General features: G+C 64.9%; 23 protein-coding genes and 1 riboswitch. Of the genes, 13 read left to right on the top strand and 10 right to left on the bottom strand.

Going from position 1 to position 21,282, the window contains the following annotated elements:
• Window positions 1-68 precede the first annotated feature (68 nt).
• From RID11_RS15940 to ade, 5 genes are all read left to right on the top strand, one after another.
• Window positions 69-878, top strand: coding sequence for a taurine ABC transporter ATP-binding protein (locus RID11_RS15940; RefSeq protein WP_350140945.1), 810 nt, complete (start codon window positions 69-71; stop codon window positions 876-878).
• The gene (locus RID11_RS15935) at window positions 875-2,140 is read left to right on the top strand and encodes an ABC transporter permease (RefSeq protein WP_350140943.1); all 1,266 of its coding nucleotides are present in this window, start codon (window positions 875-877) and stop codon (window positions 2,138-2,140) included. Before RID11_RS15940 ends, RID11_RS15935 begins: the two co-directional genes overlap by 4 nt.
• A gap of 138 nt (window positions 2,141-2,278) precedes the next feature.
• Window positions 2,279-2,974 carry a hypothetical protein gene (locus tag RID11_RS15930; RefSeq protein WP_350140942.1) on the top strand — a complete coding sequence of 232 codons (696 nt, stop codon included), beginning with the start codon at window positions 2,279-2,281 and terminating at the stop codon, window positions 2,972-2,974.
• Window positions 2,975-3,097: 123 nt separating this feature from the next.
• On the top strand, window positions 3,098-5,140 hold the full coding sequence (locus RID11_RS15925; protein WP_350140940.1) for an ASKHA domain-containing protein: 2,043 nt from the start codon (window positions 3,098-3,100) through the stop codon (window positions 5,138-5,140).
• A 380-nt stretch (window positions 5,141-5,520) separates the two neighbouring features.
• A complete protein-coding gene (ade, locus tag RID11_RS15920) occupies window positions 5,521-7,215 on the top strand; it encodes an adenine deaminase (RefSeq protein WP_350140938.1) in 1,695 nt (564 codons plus the stop codon).
• 9 nt (window positions 7,216-7,224) lie between these two features.
• On the opposite strand, the gene RID11_RS15915 is transcribed toward ade, so the two are convergent.
• The 3 genes from RID11_RS15915 to RID11_RS15905 form a co-directional block, all read right to left on the bottom strand.
• Window positions 7,225-7,764: an adenine phosphoribosyltransferase gene (locus tag RID11_RS15915; RefSeq protein ID WP_350140936.1), complete on the bottom strand. Its 540-nt coding sequence runs from the start codon at window positions 7,762-7,764 to the stop codon at window positions 7,225-7,227.
• 60 nt (window positions 7,765-7,824) lie between these two features.
• Entirely contained in the window at window positions 7,825-8,205 is a 381-nt protein-coding gene (locus tag RID11_RS15910; protein ID WP_350140934.1) for a hypothetical protein, read from the bottom strand.
• A gap of 78 nt (window positions 8,206-8,283) precedes the next feature.
• Window positions 8,284-9,159: an S-methyl-5'-thioadenosine phosphorylase gene (locus tag RID11_RS15905; RefSeq protein WP_350140932.1), complete on the bottom strand. Its 876-nt coding sequence runs from the start codon at window positions 9,157-9,159 to the stop codon at window positions 8,284-8,286.
• A gap of 294 nt (window positions 9,160-9,453) precedes the next feature.
• Here RID11_RS15905 and RID11_RS15900 point away from each other — a divergent pair, with 294 nt between their 5' ends.
• Window positions 9,454-9,939 carry a GNAT family N-acetyltransferase gene (locus RID11_RS15900; protein ID WP_350140930.1) on the top strand — a complete coding sequence of 162 codons (486 nt, stop codon included), beginning with the start codon at window positions 9,454-9,456 and terminating at the stop codon, window positions 9,937-9,939.
• 167 nt (window positions 9,940-10,106) lie between these two features.
• Here the strand turns inward: RID11_RS15900 and RID11_RS15895 are convergent, their stop codons facing one another.
• The gene (locus RID11_RS15895) at window positions 10,107-11,489 is read right to left on the bottom strand and encodes a diguanylate cyclase (RefSeq protein ID WP_350140928.1); all 1,383 of its coding nucleotides are present in this window, start codon (window positions 11,487-11,489) and stop codon (window positions 10,107-10,109) included.
• An 87-nt stretch (window positions 11,490-11,576) separates the two neighbouring features.
• Between RID11_RS15895 and RID11_RS15890 the strand changes: the two genes are divergently transcribed.
• The 4 genes from RID11_RS15890 to RID11_RS15875 all read left to right on the top strand — a co-directional run bounded on the left by RID11_RS15890 (window position 11,577) and on the right by RID11_RS15875 (window position 15,095).
• On the top strand, window positions 11,577-11,861 hold the full coding sequence (locus RID11_RS15890; protein ID WP_350140926.1) for a DUF3572 domain-containing protein: 285 nt from the start codon (window positions 11,577-11,579) through the stop codon (window positions 11,859-11,861).
• The gene (locus tag RID11_RS15885; protein WP_350140925.1) at window positions 11,858-12,550 is read left to right on the top strand and encodes an HAD family hydrolase; all 693 of its coding nucleotides are present in this window, start codon (window positions 11,858-11,860) and stop codon (window positions 12,548-12,550) included. Before RID11_RS15890 ends, RID11_RS15885 begins: the two co-directional genes overlap by 4 nt.
• On the top strand, window positions 12,547-13,431 hold the full coding sequence (locus RID11_RS15880) for a DMT family transporter (protein ID WP_350140923.1): 885 nt from the start codon (window positions 12,547-12,549) through the stop codon (window positions 13,429-13,431). The genes RID11_RS15885 and RID11_RS15880 overlap by 4 nt, the downstream gene beginning before the upstream one ends.
• A gap of 101 nt (window positions 13,432-13,532) precedes the next feature.
• Entirely contained in the window at window positions 13,533-15,095 is a 1,563-nt protein-coding gene (locus tag RID11_RS15875; RefSeq protein ID WP_350140921.1) for a trimethylamine methyltransferase family protein, read from the top strand.
• A 114-nt stretch (window positions 15,096-15,209) separates the two neighbouring features.
• Here RID11_RS15875 and RID11_RS15870 read toward each other — a convergent pair whose 3' ends face one another.
• From RID11_RS15870 to RID11_RS15850, 5 genes are all read right to left on the bottom strand, one after another.
• Window positions 15,210-15,446 carry a hypothetical protein gene (locus RID11_RS15870; RefSeq protein ID WP_350140919.1) on the bottom strand — a complete coding sequence of 79 codons (237 nt, stop codon included), beginning with the start codon at window positions 15,444-15,446 and terminating at the stop codon, window positions 15,210-15,212.
• Between the two features lie 139 nt (window positions 15,447-15,585).
• Window positions 15,586-16,707 carry a serine hydrolase domain-containing protein gene (locus tag RID11_RS15865; RefSeq protein ID WP_350140917.1) on the bottom strand — a complete coding sequence of 374 codons (1,122 nt, stop codon included), beginning with the start codon at window positions 16,705-16,707 and terminating at the stop codon, window positions 15,586-15,588.
• 73 nt (window positions 16,708-16,780) lie between these two features.
• A complete protein-coding gene (locus RID11_RS15860; protein WP_350140915.1) occupies window positions 16,781-17,524 on the bottom strand; it encodes an ABC transporter permease in 744 nt (247 codons plus the stop codon).
• Entirely contained in the window at window positions 17,521-18,177 is a 657-nt protein-coding gene (locus RID11_RS15855; protein ID WP_350140913.1) for a TenA family protein, read from the bottom strand. The genes RID11_RS15860 and RID11_RS15855 overlap by 4 nt, the downstream gene beginning before the upstream one ends.
• A gap of 11 nt (window positions 18,178-18,188) precedes the next feature.
• On the bottom strand, window positions 18,189-18,917 hold the full coding sequence (locus RID11_RS15850) for an ABC transporter ATP-binding protein (protein ID WP_350140911.1): 729 nt from the start codon (window positions 18,915-18,917) through the stop codon (window positions 18,189-18,191).
• Between the two features lie 46 nt (window positions 18,918-18,963).
• Window positions 18,964-19,064: riboswitch (TPP riboswitch) on the bottom strand.
• 117 nt (window positions 19,065-19,181) lie between these two features.
• Between RID11_RS15850 and RID11_RS15845 the strand changes: the two genes are divergently transcribed.
• From RID11_RS15845 to RID11_RS15835, 3 genes are read left to right on the top strand one after another with little or no spacing between them, the layout of a single operon-like run.
• Window positions 19,182-19,784 (top strand): heme NO-binding domain-containing protein, encoded by a 603-nt coding sequence (locus RID11_RS15845; protein ID WP_350140909.1) that lies wholly within the window; start codon window positions 19,182-19,184, stop codon window positions 19,782-19,784.
• Window positions 19,781-20,518: a diguanylate cyclase gene (locus RID11_RS15840; RefSeq protein ID WP_350140907.1), complete on the top strand. Its 738-nt coding sequence runs from the start codon at window positions 19,781-19,783 to the stop codon at window positions 20,516-20,518. Before RID11_RS15845 ends, RID11_RS15840 begins: the two co-directional genes overlap by 4 nt.
• Before the next feature lie 22 nt (window positions 20,519-20,540).
• Window positions 20,541-20,804 carry a diguanylate cyclase domain-containing protein gene (locus RID11_RS15835; RefSeq protein ID WP_350140905.1) on the top strand — a complete coding sequence of 88 codons (264 nt, stop codon included), beginning with the start codon at window positions 20,541-20,543 and terminating at the stop codon, window positions 20,802-20,804.
• Between the two features lie 4 nt (window positions 20,805-20,808).
• On the opposite strand, the gene RID11_RS15830 is transcribed toward RID11_RS15835, so the two are convergent.
• Window positions 20,809-21,240: a c-type cytochrome gene (locus RID11_RS15830; RefSeq protein WP_350140903.1), complete on the bottom strand. Its 432-nt coding sequence runs from the start codon at window positions 21,238-21,240 to the stop codon at window positions 20,809-20,811.
• Between the last annotated feature and the right edge of the window lie 42 nt (window positions 21,241-21,282).

Genomic DNA, 21,282 nt, shown 5'->3' with positions numbered 1-21,282 from the left:
ACGAGGCCCGCCCCGCAAGACCGGGCGGGCCTTTGCCCAACAAACCCAATGAACAACAGGGGGTGGGGATGTCGACACTATCAATCGAAAACATCTCGATGCGGTTCGACCTGCCGAATGGCAGCCATGTTCAGGCGTTGCAGGACGTTTCGCTCGAACTCAATACCGGAGAATTGATGAGCGTGCTGGGGCCTTCGGGCTGCGGCAAGACCACGCTTCTCAACATCCTCGCCGGCTTTCTTGCCCCGACCGAAGGGCAGATCACGCTCAACGGTCACAAGGTGACCGGACCGGATGCAGAGCGTGGCATGGTGTTTCAGCAGGGCGCGCTCTTCGAATGGATGAGCGTGCGTGACAACGTGAGCTTTGGCCCCCGCATGGCGGGTAAGCGCGAGAAGGAATGGCGCGGCACCGTCGATCACCTGCTGGATGTCGTGGGCCTTCAGGGTTTCAAGGACAAGGCGGTCTATGAGCTGTCGGGCGGCATGCAGCAGCGCGTGGCGCTGGCGCGGTGCCTTGCCAACGATCCCGACGTGATCCTGATGGACGAGCCATTGGGTGCGCTTGATGCGCTGACCCGCGAAAAGATGCAGGGGCTGGTGCTTCGGCTCTGGAAGGAGACCGGCAAGACCATCATCCTGATCACCCATTCGGTCGAGGAGGCGCTGCTCTTGGGCGAGCGTTTGCTGGTCATGGCCCCGCGCCCCGGACGCATTCACAAGGAATACCGGCTGCCCTTTGCCGATGACGGCGTGGGCAAGGATCTGCGCGAGGTCAAGAAGAACCCCGAGTTCGGGCAGAAACGCGAGGAGATCCTGTCGATGATCTGGGACATGGAAGAAGAGATCATGGGCCGCACAGAGGAGGCGGGCGCATGATCATCCTCGTCATATATATCGTGATCTTCGCCGCGGCCTTCTTTCTGGTGCGGTTTGGCGTGCGTAAGTTCCGGCAGATGAACGATTTTACCTCGCTCAAGACCGTCACTTTCGGGGATGAGAGCGCGGTGCGCCCGGACCGGTGGGCGAGCGTCATCTCGGTGGTGACGATCTTTCTGCTGTGGGGGGCATTCACGGGGTCGAGCTGGGTGCCCATACATGCGCCCGGCCCGTTTGTGGGCGATGCCGAGTTTACCTATACGCTCGAGGCCCCGAATGGGGATCGTGACGATGCGACGGTCTTTGTGCGTGTCTTCGAGGTGGGCGAGGAGATCGTGAAGCCCGAGATCGAGCCGGGCGACGGCTTTGCCAGGAATGATGCCTCGGCGGTCGGTGCATGGCGGTCCGACCTCATTCTGATGGACAAGAATGACGAGACCACACGCGATGACGGGGCAAAGGTCGTGGCCATCGACGGGCAGCCGGTGAGCGTGGGCGGCACTGTACCGGTTTCGGCGGGCAAGGTTACGGTCACCGCTAAGGGGGCGCTCAATTTCACGCCGTCGGGCGGCATGCAGATGGAGCCGATCTGGCTGCCACCACCGGAATCCGTGGTCAAGCGGGTGGGCGAGATCGCGAGTGAGGGCTATCAGAACTTCACCCTTTGGGAGCACCTCTACTGGTCGCTGTTCCGGGTGATCGTGGGCTTTGCGCTCGGCGCCGCTGTGGGCATTCCCCTGGGCTATGCCATGGGGCTGTCGGACTGGTTCCGTGGCTGGTTCGATCCGATCGTCGAATTTATGCGCCCGGTGCCGCCCTTGGCCCTGATCCCGCTGGTGATCATCTGGGCGGGTATCGGGGAGTCGGGTAAGATCATCCTGCTGTTCCTCGCCGCGCTCTGGATCATGACCATCTCGGCGCGTGCGGGTGTGTCGGGGGTGGCAATCTCCAAGGTGCATGCGGCCTATTCGCTCGGGGCGTCGAAGTGGCAGCTCATGCGCCACGTGATCGTGCCGAACTCTCTGCCGGAGATCTTTACCGGCGCGCGTGTGGCCATGGGGGTCTGCTGGGGCACGGTGGTGGCCGCAGAACTGGTGGCCGCCGAAAAGGGTGCCGGCATGATGATCATGGTCGCCAGCCGCTTTCAGCTGACCGATATCGTGATCATGGGGATCATCCTGATCGGGATCATCGGCTACGGCATCGACATCCTGATGCGCAAGGCCGAAAGCTGGCTGGTGCCGTGGAAGGGCCGGGTCTGACCGGCCTGTAACTCTGACCAACTCAAAAGGGGTCTGCATCGCGGCCCCCTTTTTGCAATGCCCGCTATAATTGAAATCACCGTGATCCGCGCGTGAGGTGGATTGTGCGCGCCCCGGCATAGGCCGTAGAGTCGGTATATGGAGGACAGCGCCACCCATAGACATGCCCCACCTGTGCCGCCGCCGGTCAAGATCGGGCTGGCGCGCACCTTGGCACGGCTGGTGCTGATCGGCGGTCTGGCCGTGGTGCTGCACCGGGTTTTTGTCTGGGCCGAAGGCTGGATATTGCAGAGCGAGTATGGCTGGGCGATGCCCGGGCTCTTGGTGGCGGTGCTGCTGATCTATGCGCTGCTGATCGCCATCCCCTTTGTACCGGGGGTCGAGATCGGGCTGAGCGTGCTGGCGGCAGGCGGGCCCGAGATCGCGCCGCTCGTTTGGCTGGCAACGGCCACGGGCCTGACGCTGGCCTATATGGTGGGCTGTTTCGTGCCGCTCAAATGGCTGCACCGGTTCCTGCTCGATCTGCACCTGACAGGCGCGGCTGATATGATCGCGCGGTTCGAGGCGGTGCCGCCCGTGGAGCGTGCCGCCTTCGTCCACGGTTTTCTGCCCGCGCGCTATTGTGGCTGGATCGTCAAATACCGCTACGTGAACCTTGCCGTTCTGATCAACGTGCCGGGCAATTCGGTGATCGGCGGCGGCGGTGGCATTGCCCTGATTTCGGGTCTGTCGGGGGTGTTCCGCCTTCCGACCACCGTGCTGACCATCGTGATCGCCACGGCACCGATTCCGCTGGCGATCTGGCTCTTTGGCTGGCAGATGCCCTGGCTCTGAGACCTTGGACGACGCGATGCCGCGTCATGGCCATTTTCTGACGGTTGCAGGCTGTTCGCTGTGCGCCTATGGCTTATGTTTCGCGCAAGCCTATCTCTCGGCGTCAGTAACAGGATAACCCAGATGTCCACCGATCCCCTTGTCGTTTTCACCCCCTCGGGCAAGCGCGGACGCTTTCCCAAAGGCACGCCGGTTCTGACCGCCGCGCGGCAGTTGGGGGTCGATCTCGACTCGGTTTGCGGCGGGCGGGGGATTTGCTCGAAATGCCAGATCACGCCGGGCTATGGCGAGTTTTCCAAGCATGGCGTGACGGTGCAGGAGGGGGCGCTGTCGGAGTGGAACAAGGTCGAGGAGCGTTATGACCAGAAGCGCGGGCTGAAACCGGGGCGGCGTCTCGGGTGTCAGGCGCAGGTGATGGGCGATATAGTGATCGACGTGCCGGCTGAATCCCAGGTCCACAAGCAGGTGGTGCGCAAGGCCGCCTCGGCGCGGGTGATCGAGATGGACCCGGCGACCAAGCTCTACTTCGTGGAGGTCGAAGAGGCCGACATGCACGAGCCGACCGGCGATCTGGAACGGCTGGCGCGGGCGCTCAAGGCGGAATGGGGCATCGACGCCATCCGCGCCGATCTGACGCTGCTTTCGAAGCTGCAGCCTGTGCTGCGCAAGGGCAAGTATCAGGTGACGGTGGCGCTGCATCGCGGCCATTCTCAGGATGCCGCGCAGGTTCTGGAAATCTGGCCGGGGCTGCATGAGGACGGGCTTTATGGCCTCGCCATCGACCTCGGCTCGACCACCGTGGCCGCCCATCTGACCGATCTTGTGACCGGCGAGGTCAAAGCCTCGTCGGGGATCATGAACCCGCAGATCCGCTTTGGCGAGGACCTGATGAGCCGGGTCAGCTATGCGATGATGAACCCCGGCGGCGACAAGGAGATGACCGCCGCCGTGCGCGATGCGATCAACACGCTGGCCGAGGAAATCGCCAAGGAGGCGGAGATCGACGCGGGCCTGATCGTCGAAACGGTCTTTGTCTGCAATCCGGTGATGCACCATCTGCTGCTCGGGATCGACCCGGTCGAACTGGGGCAGGCGCCCTTTGCGCTCGCCACGTCAAGCAGCATGACCTTGGGGGCAAAAGAGCTCGATCTCGCATCCATCAACCCGCGCGCGCAGGTCTATATCCTGCCCTGTATCGCGGGCCATGTGGGGGCCGATTGTGCCGCTGTGGCGCTCAGCGAAGAGCCGGGCAAATCCGAGGATCTCGCGCTCATCGTCGATGTGGGCACCAATGCCGAGATCCTGCTGGGCGACAAGACCCGAGTGCTGGCCTGCTCCTCGCCCACCGGCCCGGCGTTTGAAGGCGCGCAGATTTCATCGGGTCAGCGTGCGGCACCCGGCGCGATCGAGGCCATCCGCATCGACCCGGCAACCAAAGAGCCGCGCTTTCGCGTGATCGGGTCTGACAAGTGGTCGGACGAGGACGGGTTCGACGACGAGGTCGGCGCGGGCGGCATCACCGGCATCTGCGGATCGGGTATCATCGAGGCGGTGGCGGAACTGCGCATGGCGGGGCTCTTGGACGAAAGCGGATTGCTCGGATCGGCCGAGGCCACTGGCACCGCGCGGATGATCCCCGAGGGGCGCACGCATGCCTATCTCATCCATGACAGCACAGAGCATGGCGGGCCTCGCATCACCGTGACGCAGGGCGATATCCGGGCCATCCAGCTTGCCAAATCGGCGCTTTATGCGGGCGCGCGCCTGTTGATGGATGAACGCGGCGTGGACAAGGTGGATCGCGTGGTGTTGGCCGGGGCCTTTGGCGCGCATATTTCGCCACTGCATGCGATGGTTCTGGGGATGATCCCGGATGTGCCTCTGGAAAAGGTGACATCAGCGGGGAATGCCGCCGGGACCGGCGCGCGGATTGCACTCTGCAACGTCGCAGCGCGGCGCGAGATCGAGCGCGTGGTGGGCGAGATCACCAAGGTCGAGACCGCGATCGAGCCGAAATTCCAGGAGCATTTCGTCGCTGCGAATGCGATCCCGCACAAGACCGATCCGTTCCCGGAACTGGCCAAGATCGTGCCGTTGCCCAATCCCAGCTTTAACACTCATGGTGACGGCAGCGATGGCGGGCGGCGAAAGCGCAGACGGGGGTAGGGGGCACCAGGGTTTGGGTTTGAGATCATACAGCCGCGTTGTTACGCGAAGGGCCTGAAGCGGACCTTGGCGGTTTCAGAGATGAGCCGCGCGGTGCCCGGCCGCCGGGTGGGCGAAGCAACCTCGGTGGACCGCACTTTATGCCAGCAAATACTCCCGCGTTATCAATGGCTTGATACGTTGCAAAAGCGCCCGCCCGAGGGGGCGGTCGGGCGCTGCGCGGCGGTGCCTGCGGCACCTTGATTCCGCGCATTGGGGCTGAACTTCAGCGGCAGCAACAGGCCAAGACCGACATGCGCAACCTGATCCAATCCCACCTGCGGGCTTGCCCCGCGGCGTCACCCGCGCGACACTTGGCTCGTGGCAGCCGGAGGTGACACATGGCCGATCTCGAAAAACGTATTGCACAAGGCCGGGGCGACGCGCCCGCCGATCTGGTGCTGCGCGGGGGCGAGGTGTTTGATCTCATCACCGGCGCGATGATTGCGGGCGATGTGGCGATCTGCGGTGATACCATCGTCGGCATCGGGGCCGACTATGAGGGCCATGAGGTGATCGACGTCTCCGGTCTCATCCTCGTGCCCGGCTTCATCGACACGCATCTGCATATCGAAAGCTCGCTCGTCACGCCCTTCGAGTTCGATCGCTGCGTCACCCCGCGCGGGGTGACCACCGCGATCTGTGATCCGCACGAGATTGCCAATGTGCTGGGGCTGGACGGCATCCGGTATTTTCAGGCCGCCTCAGAGCACACGGTGATGGATATCCGGGTGCAGCTTTCGTCCTGCGTGCCCTCGACGGATATGGAGACCGCAGGGGCCGAGATCGGCGCCGACGACTTGCAGGAGGTGATGGGCCATCCTTCGGGCATCGGGCTTGCCGAGGTGATGAACTATCCCGGGGTGATCCACCGCGACCCGGGCATGATGGCCAAGTTGCGACTCTTCGAGGGGGGCCATATCGACGGGCATTGCGCGCAGCTCTCGGGCCGTGATCTCAATGCCTATTGTGCGGCGGGTATCCGCACCGAGCACGAGGCGACGACGGCGGAGGAGGCGCGCGAGAAGCTGCAAAAGGGCATGCGCGTGCTGATCCGGGAAGGCTCGGTCAGCAAGGATCTGGAGGCGCTCGCGCCGGTGCTGTCGGACATCACCGCACCCTATATGTGCCTGTGCACCGATGACCGCAATCCGCTCGATATCGCCGAGGAGGGGCATCTCGATCACATGATCCGCACGCTCATCGCGCGGGGTGCCTCGCCGCTCGCCGCCTATCGCGCGGCGTCTTTGTCGGGCGCCGAGGCGTTCGGGCTGCGCGACCGGGGGCTGATCGCGCCGGGACGGCGGGCGGATATCGTGGTTGTCGGATCGCTGGAGGCGTGCGATGCGCGGTTGGTGCTCTGTGGCGGCGTGGTGGCGGACGATACGGCGTTTGCCGCACTTAGGAGCATCGCGCCGGTCGGCCGCCAGTCGGTCAAGGCCCCCACGGTGACACCACAGGATTTCCGTCACACCGGCAACCGCGCCGAAACCGACGTGATCGGCATTCTCGAAGGCAAGATCCTGACCGAGCATCTGCATGAGGAAATTGCGCCGCAGGATGGCGAAAAGCGGCCTGATCCTGCCCGCGATCTGGTGCGCATCGCGGTGGTCGAGCGGCATGGGCGCAACGGCAATATCGCGACGGGTTTCGTGCGTGGTTTCGGGTTGCAGGCCGGGGCCATCGCCTCGACCGTCTGTCACGATCACCACAATATCGCCTGCGTGGGGGTGGAGTATGACGACATCGCCCTTGCCGTGAACCGCCTCTCGGAGATCGAGGGCGGCTTTGTAGTGGCGCATCAGGGCCGGGTGCTGGCCGAATTGCCGCTGCCGTTGGCGGGGCTGATGAGCCTTGCGCCGTTCGAGGAGGTGCGCGACCGGCTGGAAGAATTGCGCGCGGCGGCCAAGTCGCTCGGGGTCACGTTGCAGGAGCCGTTCCTGCAGCTGGCGTTTTTGGCGCTGCCGGTGATCCCCGCGCTCAAGATCACCGACCGGGGGCTGGTGGATGTGACGCGGTTCGAACTGATCGGCTAGGGTACGACCTCAAAGCCCCTCGTAGGTGCAGAGCGTGTGCACCTCCTTCCCCATCTCGGTCAGCCGGGCATGGCCGCCAAGGTCGGGCAGGTCGACGATGAAGGCGCAGCCGGTGATTTCACCGCCCAAGCGTTCAACGAGCCGGATTCCCGCTGCCGCCGTGCCGCCCGTGGCCAGAAGGTCATCGACCAAAAGCACCCGCTCGCCCGGCTCGATGGCGTCGTCATGGAGTTCGACCACCGCCTCGCCGTATTCGAGCTGGTACTCTTCCGAGATCACCGCTCCGGGCAGTTTGCCCTTCTTGCGGATCGGCACGAAGCCCACGGAAAGCTGATGCGCGATCGCGCCGCCAAGGATGAAGCCGCGCGCCTCCAGCCCCACCACCTTGTCGATGGGCTGACCGGCATAGGGGTGCAGCATCTGGTCGATGGCGATGCGAAAACCGCGCGGATCGGCGAAGAGCGTGGTCACGTCGCGGAAAAGGATGCCCTCATGCGGGAAATCGACGATGGTGCGGATGTAATCCTGGACGGTCTTGGGCGGCGGCATGGCGGCTCTCCGGTCGGTTGCGTCCCGCTTCTGCCGCAGGGACGCGGGTCGTGCAAGGGGTCAGAGCGCGCCGCGATAGGCGGCGATGGCCTCGGTCAGGGCGCTGACGGCATAGATCGTGAGGCCGAAGACCACAATACAGAGCAGGAAGTTGAGCGCCGATTGGATCAGGCGGCCCATGCGCCCGGATGGGTTGCCGAGAAACGGGATCTCGGGGCGCAGCAGAAAGCGCGATGCGATGTAGCCGAAGAGCAGGACCGAGAGCACCCAGTGGGTCAGGCTGAGGATCAGTGCATCGTGTGTTTTCGCCAGATAGCTGGCCAGCCCCACCACCAGCACCCACCGGATCACCTGGAAAATCTCGTCGGTCATCGCCTCGAACCGGCGGCCCATGCCGTAGCGCCAGTTCTGGTCCGCGAGGGTGTCGATGATCCGGGTCATGCCCTTGTTAATGGGCACGACGCGCGCGGGCGTCCAGTGGTGTGACAGCCCGCGCGCGAAGAGTTGAGCGGCGCGCGATCAGCCGAGCACGCGCCCCGCCACCGCATCGAGCCGCGCCACAAGGGCCGGGTCGCGTTTGTCGGGGGCGGTGAGGATGGCAAACTCGAGCGCGCGGTCGCAGCCATGCGGGCAGGGCGCGCGGTCGGGTCCGAGCAGCACGGGCAGGCCGCGGACCATGTTGCGGCCCTTGTCGGCATTGCCTGTGAGGGTGGCGATGATGGTGGTGATATCCACCTCGCCATGATGCGGGTGCCAGCTGTCGTAGTCGGTGATCATGGCGACCGAGGCATAGCAAAGCTCGGCCTCGCGGGCGAGCTTTGCCTCGGGCATGCCGGTCATGCCGATCACGTCGCAGCCGAAGGTGTCGCGATAGAGTTTCGATTCCGCCATGGTCGAGAATTGCGGGCCTTCCATGGCGAGATATGTGCCGCCCTTGTGCACCGTGATGCCCGCGTCGCGCGCCGCCGTCTCGCAGGCCTCCGACAGGCGTGGGCAGGTGGGGTTTGCGACGCTCACATGGCCCGCGCAGCCGGGCCCGAAAAAGCTTTTCTCGCGGGCGAAGGTGCGGTCAATATACTGGTCGAGGATGACGAAATCGCCCGGCGCCATGTCCTCGCGGAACGACCCGCAGGCGGAGACCGAGATCACATCGGTCACGCCGAGGCGTTTGAGCGCGTCGATATTGGCGCGGTAGGGCACCGAGGAGGGCGTGTGCACGTGGCCGCGCCCGTGGCGGGGCAGAAAGGCCATCGGCACATCGCCCAATGTGCCGGTCAGGATCGCGTCGGAGGGTGCGCCCCATGGCGTCTCGACCGTTTGCCAGGTGGCGTCCTTCAAGCCGTCGATCTCGTAGAGCCCCGAGCCGCCGATCACCCCGATGTTCGTGTTTGCCATGTGCTGCCATTCCTGCCTGTCGATCACTGTCGCATATAGAATTACGCGGCTTTCGGAGAAAAGAAAATGCCTGCGCGGAGCCCTGCGGTAGCCGGGGCATGCCGACCTCTATTCAACTTGAGTCGGCCGGGGTCGGCTTGCGTGCAAGCCGTGCTGTGGCGAAGGTCTGGAATGAGGCCATCCGGTCAAACGCTGCGCTACGCACCAAGGTCCGATTTTCGATACGCTTTGTTTGCCGCGAGACAGATTTACGCTTTTGGGTTTAAGCTTATCCGTAACCTTAGGGAGAAATATATGAGAAAGTTTAGAAATGCCCAACCTGCCGATGCGGAGCGCTGTTTCGAAATTGAGACCTCCGCTTACGAGGGCGACGAAGCTGCGACCCACGCCAAAATCTGCGAGCGGATCAAGACCTATCCGAAGGGCTTTCTCATCCTTGAAGTGGATGGGAGAGTTGTTGGCTTCATCAATTGCGGATGCGCTCATGAGGTCGAGATGTCCGACGAAGACTTCAAAGAGCTCATTGGTCACGACCCTGACGCGCCTAATGTCATAATCATGTCCGTCGTCGTGGATCCGACGGAACAAGGCAAAGGCTATTCGAGTTCGCTGATGGATGAGTTTGTCACCCGGATGCGACAATTGGGCAAAGTAACGATCTATCTGATGTGTAAAGAGCATCACGTGTCCCTCTACGAGAAGCTTGGATACGGCTATCTGAAACCATCTGCCTCCGACCACGGGGGAATGGCATGGCATGAGATGAGCATGCGACTTTGAACCAGGACTTGTTGTTTCTGTTTCTCTGCATGGCGGACACTCGGCACTCCAAGTGAAGTGGCAGCTTCTGTCGGCACACCGGACGCAACATCCTGATGCGATACCCCGGTCAAATCCGGAGGTCTTTGCCAGCCGCAGCACCGTGCCGCGCGGGTTTTGGGCGGGGATCAGGCGGCGGAGCGGGCGCAGAGACTGGCTTGGTTGCGGCCCTGCGCCTTGGCGAGGTAGAGCGCGCGATCGGCCTCATTCAGCAGCCCCTCGACCGTCGGGGCGGGCAGGCCGGGCCGGTGTCGCCCGATGGTCACGCCGATCGAGATCGTGACGGTGAGCGCGGTGCGGCTGCCGGGCAGGTGAATCGGTGATTCGCGCACGCTACGGCAGAGACGTTCGGCAATCTGCAGCGCGCGCCTGCGGGGGGTATCGGGCAGGATGAGGAGAAATTCCTCACCGCCGATCCGGGCAAGCGCATCGCCGTCGCGCAACTGGCTGCGCAGGTGCTGGGTGATGGCGCAGAGCACCGCATCGCCCGCAGCGTGGCCATGGCGGTCATTGACACGTTTGAAGAAATCGAGATCGGCGAGCATGACGGCGGTCTGGGTGTCGTTGGTGCGGCTTTCACTGATCTGGCGGTCAAGGAAAGGCAGGGCGTAGCGGCGATTATAGGCTCCCGTCAGGGGATCGACGATGGCCGCTTGCAAGCCCGAGAGCAAGCGGGCGCGCAATCCCTCATTGCGCTGTTTGCGGCGCAGGTGAGTGTCGAGCCGCAACGCGAGTTCGATATGGTCGATCGGGCCGGCGATCACGTCGTCGGCCCCGATATCGAGCAAGGTCACGGCAAGCGGGCGGGCATCGGGGTCGAGAATGGCGACGACCGGACAGCCCCGGGTGCGCTGAGCCGCCTTTAGATCGGCCAGCAGACGCAGACCGTCCTCGGCATGAGCCATGGAAATGCGGATCATGTAGATATCGGTCAGTGCCGGTGCCGTCCGGGCGTCCAGTGTCAGTGCCGTATAGGCATGCGCGCTATGCGCCGTGATCCGGTCGCGCAGCTGGATCGCCTCTGCCCGGGTCTGCCCGATCACGGCGATGCGACCAGCGGTCATGAAATCCGATCGTTGATCGGCAAAGCCCGGGTCAATGCGCCCGCCCGAGGCCTGTGCGGCGAGTTCATGGTCGGTGTGATGCTGTCGCAGGAGATTACGCAGACGCGCAAGCAGCAGTGGTTCTGCCACGGGCGTGGTCAGGATGTCGTCGGCCCCGGCGCGCAAGGCCGCGTGCCGTTCGTCACGGCAATCATGCGCTTGCAGGACCAGGATCGGCGTGGCTGTCGCCCCGGTGAGGCGGCGCAGCGCTGCAATGAACGCGTCCAGTGTCAGACCCGAGATCTGGCTGCTGGTCAGGATGAGATCGGGCTGCTCGCGCTTCGCGATGTCGAGCGCCTCTTGCGCACTGGCCGCTTGCAGGACGTCATACGGCGTCGCTGAAAGCTTCACCTTCAGGACAATCCTGTTGGTGGCCAGTTCATCGACGATCAGAATTTTCCCTGACATCGGCGGAACGCCTTTCTGACTTGCCCTTTGCACGTCATCGACTATCCATGGCAGAGGTTAAGAAAACCTTTCCAGAAATTAACCGAGATGAAGATGCAGCAGGAATCCGCCGAAACGATCGCCTTGCAGGCCCTGGGCTGGCTGGCTGGAAATGAAGAGCTCTTGCCGGTGTTCCTGGGCGCGACCGGGGCGTCGGAGGCTGATCTGCGGGTCCGCGCGACAGAGCCGGAATTTCTCGGGTCGGTTCTGGATTTCCTGATGATGGACGATGCCTGGGTCGTGGCGTTCTGCGACAGTCAGGGTCTGAGCTACGAGACGCCGATGATGGCGCGCGTGGCCCTGCCGGGCGGCACGCAGATGAGTTGGACATGAGCCGCGCTGACGGGGTGCTGTTCGACAAGGATGGCACGTTATTTGATTTTCACGCGACCTGGAGTGTCTGGGCGCATGAAGTGATCCGCGATTTGGCCGAGGGCGAGGCTGAACTCATGCTGCGGATTGCCGAAGTCGCGCATTACGATCTGGCGGCGCGCTGCTTCCGGCCCACGAGCCCGATTGTCGCGGGCACCAATCGCGAGGCCGCTGAATGTCTGGCGCAGGCGCTGCCGGGGCGTCTGGTCGAGGAGATCGAAACCCATCTCATGCTGAGCGCGGCGCATGCCCCGCTTGCCCCCGCCGTGCCGCTTGTGCCCTTCCTGGAGGGGCTGGCGGCGCGCGGATTGCGCCTCGGGGTGATGACCAACGACACCGAATATGGGGCAAAGGCGCATCTGACCGCGGCAGGGGTGTTGGGACATTTCGATTTCGTTGCGGGGTTTGATTCTGGGCATGGTGCCAAGCCCGCACCGGGGCCGCTTCTGGCCTTTGCCCGCGCCATGGGGCTGGAGCCTGCGCGCGTGGTCATGGTGGGTGATAGCGCCCATGACCTGATTGCAGGGCGCGCGGCGGGGATGCAGACGGTGGGCGTGCTGACCGGCACGGCGGTCGAGGCCGATCTGGCACCACTGGCCGATGTGGTCATGCCCGATATCGGACATCTGCCGGATTGGCTTCTGGCATGACGCGACACCCTTTGTTCGGCCTGTTGCTCGCCACATTCGGCGCGCTGACGCTCACGCCGGATGCGCTCTTCATGCGGTGGTCGGGCATGGGCGGCTATCAGATGGTGGGCTGGCGCGGCCTGTTGATGGGGGTGGTGATGGTGGCGCTTTGGGCGATCACCTCTCGCCGCAGGGGCCGCGATGTGGCGCTTTTGGGCACCGGCTTTGGCCTTGCTATCGTTGTGTGTCAGTATTTCAATGCGACACTTTTCAGCCTCGGGATCGCGCATGCGCCGGTGGCGGTGATGCTGCTGGCGGTGGCGACGGTACCGGTCTTTGCCGCCATCTTCGCCCGGCTGATCATCGGAGAGCCGACGCGCCGCGCCACATGGGGGACGATCATTGTGGTGCTGTTCGGTATCACGCTCGCGGTCTTCGGCGGTAAGGGGGCGGTGACGCTGACCTCGGATGCGCTCCTGGGGGCGCTCGCGGGGCTTGGCGTGGCGATGGTGCTGGCGCTCAATTTCGTGATCCTGCGCGCGCGGCCCGACCTTCCGATACCGCTGTTGATCGGGCTGGGGGCGGCGCTCGCCGGGGTAACGGGGGTCGTCATCACCGGCCCGGCGCAGATGGCCGAGGGCACGGTCTGGGCGATCGTGGTCTGCGGCCTCATCATCCTGCCGGTGTCGTTCTTCTCGCTGTCGCTTGCCTCGCGCTATACCCATGCCTCGAATGTCAGCCTTCTGCTGTTGCTGGAAACGGTGCTGGGGCCGCTCTGGGTCTGGATCGGGGTGGGCGAGGGGCCGACGCCGATGATGCTGGTGGGGGGCGTCATCGTGGTCGGCAGCCTTGCGATTTACCTGTGGCACACCGGGCGGCGGCGGCTCGGGCTGCAAACGTGAAAGCGGCCAAGGCAAAAACGACAAGATACGTCGCAAAGCGGCATGTAGCGCGCATCGGTGCGGTGTTTCGTTAACCGAGACGAGCACCGGGAGGGCGTGACATGGCCGAGGATCTCAAGCGCAGAAAACGGACGGGCGGACGTGCGGGCAGTGCCGCGCGGCGCGGCACGGCGGTGATCGAACAGATGCCGTGGAACCCGCCGGTCAACACCGACCGGCCCGTTGAGCCGCTGCGCCCCGAGGGGGTGCAGGCGGTCCATGACGGCGCGATGCGCATTCTCGAAGAGATCGGGATCGAGTTCCTGAACCCCGAGGCGGTCGAGATCCTGCGCGCCTCGGGCGGCTGCGAGATCAATGGCGAGAACGTGCGCATGGGCCGCGATTTCGTCATGGAGATGATCGGGAAAGCGCCGGAAAGCTGGACGATCACGCCGCGCAACCCGGCGCGGCAACTGACCATCGGCGGCAATCATCTCAACTTCGGCAACGTGTCGTCGCCGCCGAGTTACTGGGACATGAAGATCGGCCGCAAGGTGACGGGCACCCGCGAGATGTGCCAGAACCTGTTGAAACTGAGCCAGTATTTCAACTGCATCCATTTCGTCGGCGGCTATCCGGTGGAGCCGCAGGATATCCATGCCAGCGTCCGGCATCTCGATGTGCTTTATGACAAGCTGACGCTGACCGACAAGGTGGCGCATGCCTATTGTCTGGGGAAAGAGCGAGTCGAGGACGTGATGGAGATGGTGCGCATCGCGGGCGGACTCAGCCACGAGGAGTTCGAGGCGACGCCGCATATGTACACCAACATCAACTCCACCTCGCCGCTCAAGCACGATTACCCGATGCTGGATGGCTGGATGCGGCTGGCGCGGCGCGGGCAGGGGCTGGTGGTGACGCCCTTCACGCTGGCCGGGGCGATGGCGCCGGTGACGATGGCGGGGGCGGTGGCGCAGTCACTGGCGGAGGCGCTCTGTGCGGTGGTGCTGGCGCAGGTGATCCGGCCGGGTGCGCCCTGTGCGATCGGCACGTTTACCTCGAATGTCGATATGAAATCCGGCGCGCCTGCCTTTGGGACGCCGGAATATATGCGCGCGACGCAGATGACCGGGCAGTTGGCGCGGTTCTACCGCCTGCCGATGCGGGCGAGCGGGGTCTGTGCCGCGAACGTGCCCGACGGGCAGGCGATGTGGGAGACCTCCAACAGCCTGTGGTCGGCGGTGCAGGCGGGGGCCAACATGGTCTATCATGCGGCGGGCTGGCTGGAGGGCGGGCTCATTGCCAGCCCCGAGAAGTTCGTCATGGATTGCGAGATATTGCAGCATATTCAGCGATATATGGACCCGATGCTGACGGCGACCGGGCCTGACGAGATAGCGGTGGACGCGATCCGAGAGGTTGGCGGGCAGGGGCATTTCTTTGGCATCCAGCACACCCAGGACCGCTATACCACGGCGTTCTACGCGCCCTTCCTGAGCGACTGGCGCAACTACGAGGCGTGGGAGGCGGCGGGGGCTGTGTGGACGCCCGCACGGGCGCATCAGGTGTTTCAGGACATCATCGCGGGGTTCGAGGCCCCGCCGATGGACGAGGGCATCCGCGAGGAACTGGCGGGTTTCGTGGAGCGCCGCAAGGCCGAGGGCGGGGCCCCGACGGATTTCTGAGACGGGGGTGAAACCGGGGGCTGTATTGGGTCGGTATTGCATCGGTGCGCGGGCGGCGGTCGATGGGATGGATGTTTGGGGTAAGATGAAGGCGGCGCTCGGGCGAACCGGGTATCAGGTCGTGGAGCGAGTGCAGGCCTCTGGCTTGCAGCGGACCTTGGCGCTAGGGTCCTTGGGGTCGAGACTGTAGAGCGCGGGCCGGTTGGTTAGATAGGCGCGCAAGGTCTTGTCCGGCAGGGTGCTGACCTTGAGTCCGTGCTCTTCGAACATACGGGACGCCATCACCGTGATCGGCAGCCCAATGGCATCTGCGCTATGCTCGCGGATCACATCGCGGACCTTCTCGTCCACTTGAGGACAAGGAATTCATCACCCAAGCGTCAGCGGGTAATCCGGATGGTTTTGCGGCAAGGGGCGATCTTTCTCGTGGCGCGCAAACCGGCCGTGGTCATGCCTGGGGTGCTTTGGGCACAGGGGGCGGAGCGGTGGCTCAGCCCGTCGTGTCCTGCCATTGGGGAAGCGACAGAACGCTTTGCATCAGGCTGTGGAAAGCGGGCAGTTCGGGGGCGGGGCGTCCGTTGAACAAGGCGACGAAGGTCTGCCCCTGCGGTCTTTTCAGGACGACGCTGAAGGCCCCCGGCATCGCGCCGAAATGGGTGAGCAATGGGTGCTCGTGCAGTGACCACACCCGCCAGCCAAGCCCGTAATGCTGTTGGCCTTCGGCGTAAGGCGGTCGCTCCATGGTCGCTGGATCGGAGGGCTGTGAAGCGAAGAGGAAATAGTCACCGGCGCTTGAAATCCAGCCACCTGCCGCCGCGATGATCGACGGGGTGTTGACCAGAAACGATCTGAAATTCTCGCTTGTCGGGTGCTCGACGGTAACCGCTGCGGGATCAAGGGACAGGCCGTTCGTTTCGGGCAGGAGCCTGTGCGCGGTGGCCGCGTAGCTGTCTGCGCCCACTTTGCCGAGCACGCGCCCGAGCCAGCAATAGCCGATATTGGAATAGGCATAGCGTGTGCCGGGGTCGAATTGCAGAGGCAGTGGCAGCATCGCATCGGCCACGGCTGCACAATCGGTGGCCGCGTCCGGTCTTAGGCCAAGCCGGTCTTGCAGCGCGGCTGAGTCAATAACGAAGGGATCGAAGCTCTTCGCGTTGTCCCAGCCTCCGCTGTGCTGCAAAAGCTGCCGGAGGGTAATGTGCGGCAGGCGTGGGTCTGTTGCGCGTGCGACATGTGGAAAGATATCTGCGAGCGTAGTGTCGAGGGTCAGGCGACCCGCGCGCACGAGCGCGAGCACCGCCGCAGCCGTGACCGGTTTCGACAGGCTGGCGATCTTGAACATGTCGCGGGGGGTCATGGCGCGCGTTCCGGCCTGATCGGCATGGCCATAGGCGCGCACCTCGGGGCGTTCACCTGTGGCACCGAAGGCAACCACCGCGCCTGCAAGTCCGTAAGCCGCCCGAAAGCGTTCGATCACGTCGTCGAGCGGGTTCGAAAAGGGGCGATAGCGGGACAGCAGGAGGCCTGCGCACAGGCCAGACACCCCGAGAATGGCCGTTCGTCGTGAGGTTTTCAGGATGCGCCCCCCATATTTGTCGATGGGATGTGACAATTATGCCGGCAAGTTGTCAACAACCGGGGTGTGAGACCATGGCGACGGGCGTTGTCGGAGCGGCGCAGGCGGGCTAAGTCGCTGCACGCCCATCCAGCCACCGCCGACACGCGCGGTCGACGCTCATGTGCAGCAGAAGCGTGAACACCGCCAGCACGATGAGGGCGGCGAACATGAGGTCGATCTTGGCGCGGCCGTTGGCGAGGAGCATGAGGTAACCCAGCCCCTTGGAGGCCCCGACCCATTCGCCGATGATCGCGCCGATGGGGGCGTAGACGGCGGCCAGCCGCAGCCCCGAGGCGAAGCCGGGCAGGGCGGCCGGGACGCGGATATGCCACATGAGGCGCGGGCCGTTGGCGCCCATGATCCGCCCAAGGTCGAGCCAATGTTGCGGGGTGCGCATCAGTGCGTCGAAAAAGGCCGAGGTGACGGGGAAGTAGATGATCAGCAGCGCCATCGCGACCTTGGACCACAGCCCATAGCCCAGCCAGAGCGTCAGGATGGGCGCGAGGGCGAAGACCGGGATCGCCTGTGAAAAGACCATCATCGGGCGGATCAGGCGGCGCGCCATTGGCGAGGCGGCGAGGCCGATCGCCGAGAGCCCGCCGAGGATTGCACCGAGGGCAAGCCCGATCAGCACCTCGGCGGCGGTGATGCCTGCGTGTTCCAGGATCAGCGCGCGGCTTGCCCAAAGCGTCTCGGCGACGCGGGCAGGCCCCGGCAGGATGAAGCGGGGCAGCGCTGCCAACACCACCAGCGCCTGCCAGAGCGCCAGCGCCAGCGCGGTGGAGGTGGCGATGGTGATCAGGCGGCTCATGTCTCGGGATAGCCTGCGAGGGCGGCGTCGAAGAAGGCGCGCTCCAGCCGGGTGGCGTGGGTGAAGGTTGCCTCGACCGCGCGCTGTTCCTCGGGGGAGAGGCCGGGCCAGACCGCGTCAAGCTGGCCGCGCAGGTAGGCGACGACGCTCTCGAAGCCGTCGCCGCTGTGGAGCGTGATCCATTCGCCGAACCAGAAGGGCAGGTCGTCCGCCTTGTCGGCATGCGGCGTGGCCCAGTCGAGATAGGACCATTCGGCCACCACCAGCACGGCGAGCATCTGTTCATAGCGGCCCGAATGCGTGGCCTCACGCATGATGGTCTGGAACTCTGCGGTGACCGGGTGCGCCGGGGCGGGCGGCTCTGCCTGACCACCCAGAGCCTCGATCGCGCGCAGGAAATAGGTGTTTTCCGGCCCCGAGATCAGCCCGAGGAACTGTGCGCCGGGGAGCGCGTCGGGGAGTGTGGGCGCATGGGCAATGGCCGAGGCCAGAAGCCGCACGAACCCCTCGATGAAGAGATAATCCTGCCGCAGATAGGCCAGCATGCGATCCTCTGGCAGGGTGCCCGCCGCCAATTGATCGGTGAAGGCGTGGCGGGTGGCGGCCTGCCAGTCCTCGGCGCAGAGCGATTGCAGGTGATCGGTGGGGCGCATGGGGGGTCCTTTCAGGCGGGGGCGCGCAGGCGCGCGAGCAGGCGGCCCTGCGCGGTGAGGGTGTCTGGATCGTCCACGGGCCGGGGCACGGTGCCGGCGGGCGGTGTCACGTCCTCCAGCCCCGTCTCGGTGAGGATGTGGATGGCGTGGCCCATGCGCGCGGCCTCGGCCGGGTCATGGGTGACCATGAGCACGGTGCGGCCCTTGAGGTGTTCTGCCGTGAGATCCTGCATCTGCGTGCGGGTGCGCGCGTCGAGCGCCGAGAAGGGCTCGTCGAGCAGGATCACGGGGCGGTCTTCCATCAGGGTGCGGGCGAGGGCGACGCGCTGTTTCTGCCCGCCCGAGAGCGCGCCGGGGCGTTTATGGGCGTGATCCTCGAGCCCGACGCGGGCGAGCATGCGCATCGCGCGGGTGCGGTCACGCGCCTCGCCCCGCAGCCGCGCGCCGATCGTGACATTGCCCAGCACGTCGAGCCACGGCATCAGCAGATCGCCCTGCGCCATCAGCGCCATCCGCCCGGCAAGGGGGCGGTCGTCGGAGGCGGTGATGCTGCCGGTGAAATCGGTCACGTCGTCGACGCCCGCGATGAGGCGCAGGAGTGTTGTCTTGCCGACGCCCGAGGGGCCAAGCAGGCAGGTGATGCGCCCGGCGGGCACGGTGAGGTGCAGCGGGCCAAAGACGTGCAGACCACCGATGCGGGCGGTGCCGTCGAGTGTGAGCGCGGGCGCGTCGGGGCGCATGGGCGGCCTTTCGGTCGGGCGGATCGCGGGCATGGGGGAGGGGCGCGGGTGCGCGGTCTCCGTTCCCTACGCCGGTGCGAGCCGGATCAGGTTCGGTGGGTTGGCATCGCTGCCTCTCAGCCCCAAGGGGCACCCCAACGGATGCGTCAGATGTAACAACGCTGTCGGGCCTTGGCAAGCGGTGCGCCTGCACCGGCATGGCAGCCGTTCAGCGAATGTTAAGATTTGCTTGCCATGCTGCGCGGGTACGAGGGGAGAGACGAGATGCACGGACTGGTGAACCGCGCCTTGGAAAGATTTACCCGCGACAGCTATGGCGACGGGCTGTGGCAGGAGGTGATGTCGGGGCTCGATCTGGGCTATAGCGAGTTCGAGCCGCTGATGCGCTATGAGCCGGAGGTGACGGAGCGGGTGCTGATGGCGCTCGGCACCCGGTTGGGGCGCGCCCGGGCTGATCTGCTGGAGGATGTCGGCACCTATCTGGTGTCGCATCCCAAGGTGGAGCCGATCCGACGGCTGTTGCGCTTCAGCGGCGTCGATTTCGCCGATTTCCTGCATTCGCTGGAGGATCTGCCGGAGCGCGCGCGGCTGGCGGTGGCGGATCTCGATCTGCCGCCCATTTGCCTGCGCGCGCAGGGGGCCGGGCTCTACCGGCTGGAGGTCGGCTTGCATGATTGCAAGGGGGTGCGCTTTGGCCCGGTGGTGATGGGCGTTCTGCGTGCCATGGCAGACGATTACGGCGCGCTGGTGGTCCTTGAGCATCGCGGTGCCACCGGGGCGGAGGAGTTGATTGAGGTGCGGTTGCTGGACGAGGGCTTTGCCAGCGGTCGGGCGTTTGATCTGGGCGCGGGGCGGCAAGCGGGATGAGACAGGTGACCCCCGAGGCGGTCCTGCCGGTGCTGAACCGGATCTGCCCAATGCATGCGGTGCTGGGGCCGACCGGTTATATCGTGCAGGCGGGGCCGACACTGGCCAAGGTGATCGCGCAGCGTGCGGTGACGGGGGCGCGATTTCTCGACCTGTTCGAGCTCGTGCGCCCGGCGCAGGTGCGGGACATGGCGGGCCTGCTGGCGCTCGACGGGGCGCGGCTGCGGTTGCGGCTGCGTGCGGGGCCGCGTCATGCGTTCAAGGGAGTTCTGGCTCCGTTCGACATGGCCGGGGGGCGTGGCGCGCTGATCAACCTGTCCTTCGGCATCTCGGTGATCGAGGCGGTGCGCGATTTCGGCCTGACCGGGGCGGATTTCGCGGCGACCGACCTGGCGACGGAAATGCTCTATATGCTGGAGGCGAAATCGGCGGCGATGGAGGAGTCGCGCAAGCTCAACCTGCGGCTGGAAGGGGCGCGGATCGCGGCGCAGGAACAGGCCTTTACCGACACGCTGACCGGGCTCAAGAACCGGCGCGCGCTCGATCACATACTGGAGCGTATGGTGCAGGGGGGTGAGGATTTCGCGCTCATGCATCTCGATCTCGACTACTTCAAGCGGGTGAACGACACCCATGGTCATGCAGCGGGGGATCATGTTTTGCAGGTGGTTGCACGGCGGATGCTGTCGTTGGTCCGCCCAGACGATGTGATCGCGCGGGGGGGGGGGGGATGAGTTCATCCTGCTCTTCGTCGGGGTGAACGCACGCGATTGGCTGGCGGACGTGGCGCAACGTCTGATCCGGCGGTTGGAGGAACCGGTTGAGCATGACGGCCGGATATGCCGGATTTCGGCCAGCATCGGGGCCACGCTCAGCCGGTTATACGAACATGCCGATACCGCGCGGATGATGGCCGATTCCGACCAGGCGCTTTATGCGGCGAAGGAGGCGGGGCGCGGCTGTCACGTGATCCACCAAGCCGGGCCGGAGAGGGCGGCGGAATTGCGGGACGCGGGGTAGGCCGCTACTGCGCCGCAGGGCTTGCGATAGTGCTGAGATAGGCCCAGACATCACGCGCCTTTTTGGAGTCGCGCAGCTTGTAGGCCATTTTTCCGCGCGCGTCGGGATCATCGAGATAGTCGCGCAGAAAGGCGGTGGCGTCTTTCACATAGACCACGAAATCGGCTTCGTTCCAGCGCAGGCCGGACTCGCCTGACGCGACCATCGACGTGGAGTAATGGAAATCCGGGACGCTGCCCGCATGGCGCCCGATGACGCCGTAGAGATTGGGGCCGGTGCGTCCGCCGCGCGCCACCATCGCGCCGGTTTCGTCGATTACGGAATGACAGGCGAGACAGTCGCGAAAGAGCCGCTCACCGCGCACCGCATCGCCCGCCACCCCCGGCGTGCCGAGCAGGCAGAGTGCTGTTAGAGTCGCCAATAGGTTGCGTCGCATTGCGTCCCTCCCGATAGCAGCCCTTTGCCAAGCTGACAGTCG

The organism is Roseovarius sp., assembly GCF_040219995.1.
Taxonomy (GTDB): domain Bacteria; phylum Pseudomonadota; class Alphaproteobacteria; order Rhodobacterales; family Rhodobacteraceae; genus Roseovarius.
Note: the sequence above shows the minus strand (reverse complement) of the source record. Positions and strands in the feature narration are given on the sequence as shown.

Bases quoted from the DNA above. Each gene is read 5' to 3' on its own strand.
- RID11_RS15885 (WP_350140925.1), top strand. From the start codon at position 11,858: ATGAGCCGCGCTGACGGGGTGCTGTTCGACAAGGATGGCACGTTATTT.
- RID11_RS15935 (WP_350140943.1), top strand. From the start codon at position 875: ATGATCATCCTCGTCATATATATCGTGATCTTCGCCGCGGCCTTCTTT.
- RID11_RS15910 (WP_350140934.1), bottom strand. From the start codon at position 8,205: ATGACCCGGATCATCGACACCCTCGCGGACCAGAACTGGCGCTACGGC.
- RID11_RS15925 (WP_350140940.1), top strand. From the start codon at position 3,098: ATGTCCACCGATCCCCTTGTCGTTTTCACCCCCTCGGGCAAGCGCGGA.
- RID11_RS15905 (WP_350140932.1), bottom strand. From the start codon at position 9,159: ATGGCAAACACGAACATCGGGGTGATCGGCGGCTCGGGGCTCTACGAG.
- RID11_RS15890 (WP_350140926.1), top strand. From the start codon at position 11,577: ATGAAGATGCAGCAGGAATCCGCCGAAACGATCGCCTTGCAGGCCCTG.
- RID11_RS15840 (WP_350140907.1), top strand. From the start codon at position 19,781: ATGAGACAGGTGACCCCCGAGGCGGTCCTGCCGGTGCTGAACCGGATC.
- RID11_RS15880 (WP_350140923.1), top strand. From the start codon at position 12,547: ATGACGCGACACCCTTTGTTCGGCCTGTTGCTCGCCACATTCGGCGCG.
- RID11_RS15940 (WP_350140945.1), top strand. From the start codon at position 69: ATGTCGACACTATCAATCGAAAACATCTCGATGCGGTTCGACCTGCCG.
- RID11_RS15875 (WP_350140921.1), top strand. From the start codon at position 13,533: ATGGCCGAGGATCTCAAGCGCAGAAAACGGACGGGCGGACGTGCGGGC.
- RID11_RS15860 (WP_350140915.1), bottom strand. From the start codon at position 17,524: ATGAGCCGCCTGATCACCATCGCCACCTCCACCGCGCTGGCGCTGGCG.
- ade (WP_350140938.1), top strand. From the start codon at position 5,521: ATGGCCGATCTCGAAAAACGTATTGCACAAGGCCGGGGCGACGCGCCC.
- RID11_RS15855 (WP_350140913.1), bottom strand. From the start codon at position 18,177: ATGCGCCCCACCGATCACCTGCAATCGCTCTGCGCCGAGGACTGGCAG.
- RID11_RS15930 (WP_350140942.1), top strand. From the start codon at position 2,279: ATGGAGGACAGCGCCACCCATAGACATGCCCCACCTGTGCCGCCGCCG.
- RID11_RS15830 (WP_350140903.1), bottom strand. From the start codon at position 21,240: ATGCGACGCAACCTATTGGCGACTCTAACAGCACTCTGCCTGCTCGGC.
- RID11_RS15850 (WP_350140911.1), bottom strand. From the start codon at position 18,917: ATGCGCCCCGACGCGCCCGCGCTCACACTCGACGGCACCGCCCGCATC.
- RID11_RS15845 (WP_350140909.1), top strand. From the start codon at position 19,182: ATGCACGGACTGGTGAACCGCGCCTTGGAAAGATTTACCCGCGACAGC.
- RID11_RS15895 (WP_350140928.1), bottom strand. From the start codon at position 11,489: ATGTCAGGGAAAATTCTGATCGTCGATGAACTGGCCACCAACAGGATT.
- RID11_RS15900 (WP_350140930.1), top strand. From the start codon at position 9,454: ATGAGAAAGTTTAGAAATGCCCAACCTGCCGATGCGGAGCGCTGTTTC.
- RID11_RS15915 (WP_350140936.1), bottom strand. From the start codon at position 7,764: ATGCCGCCGCCCAAGACCGTCCAGGATTACATCCGCACCATCGTCGAT.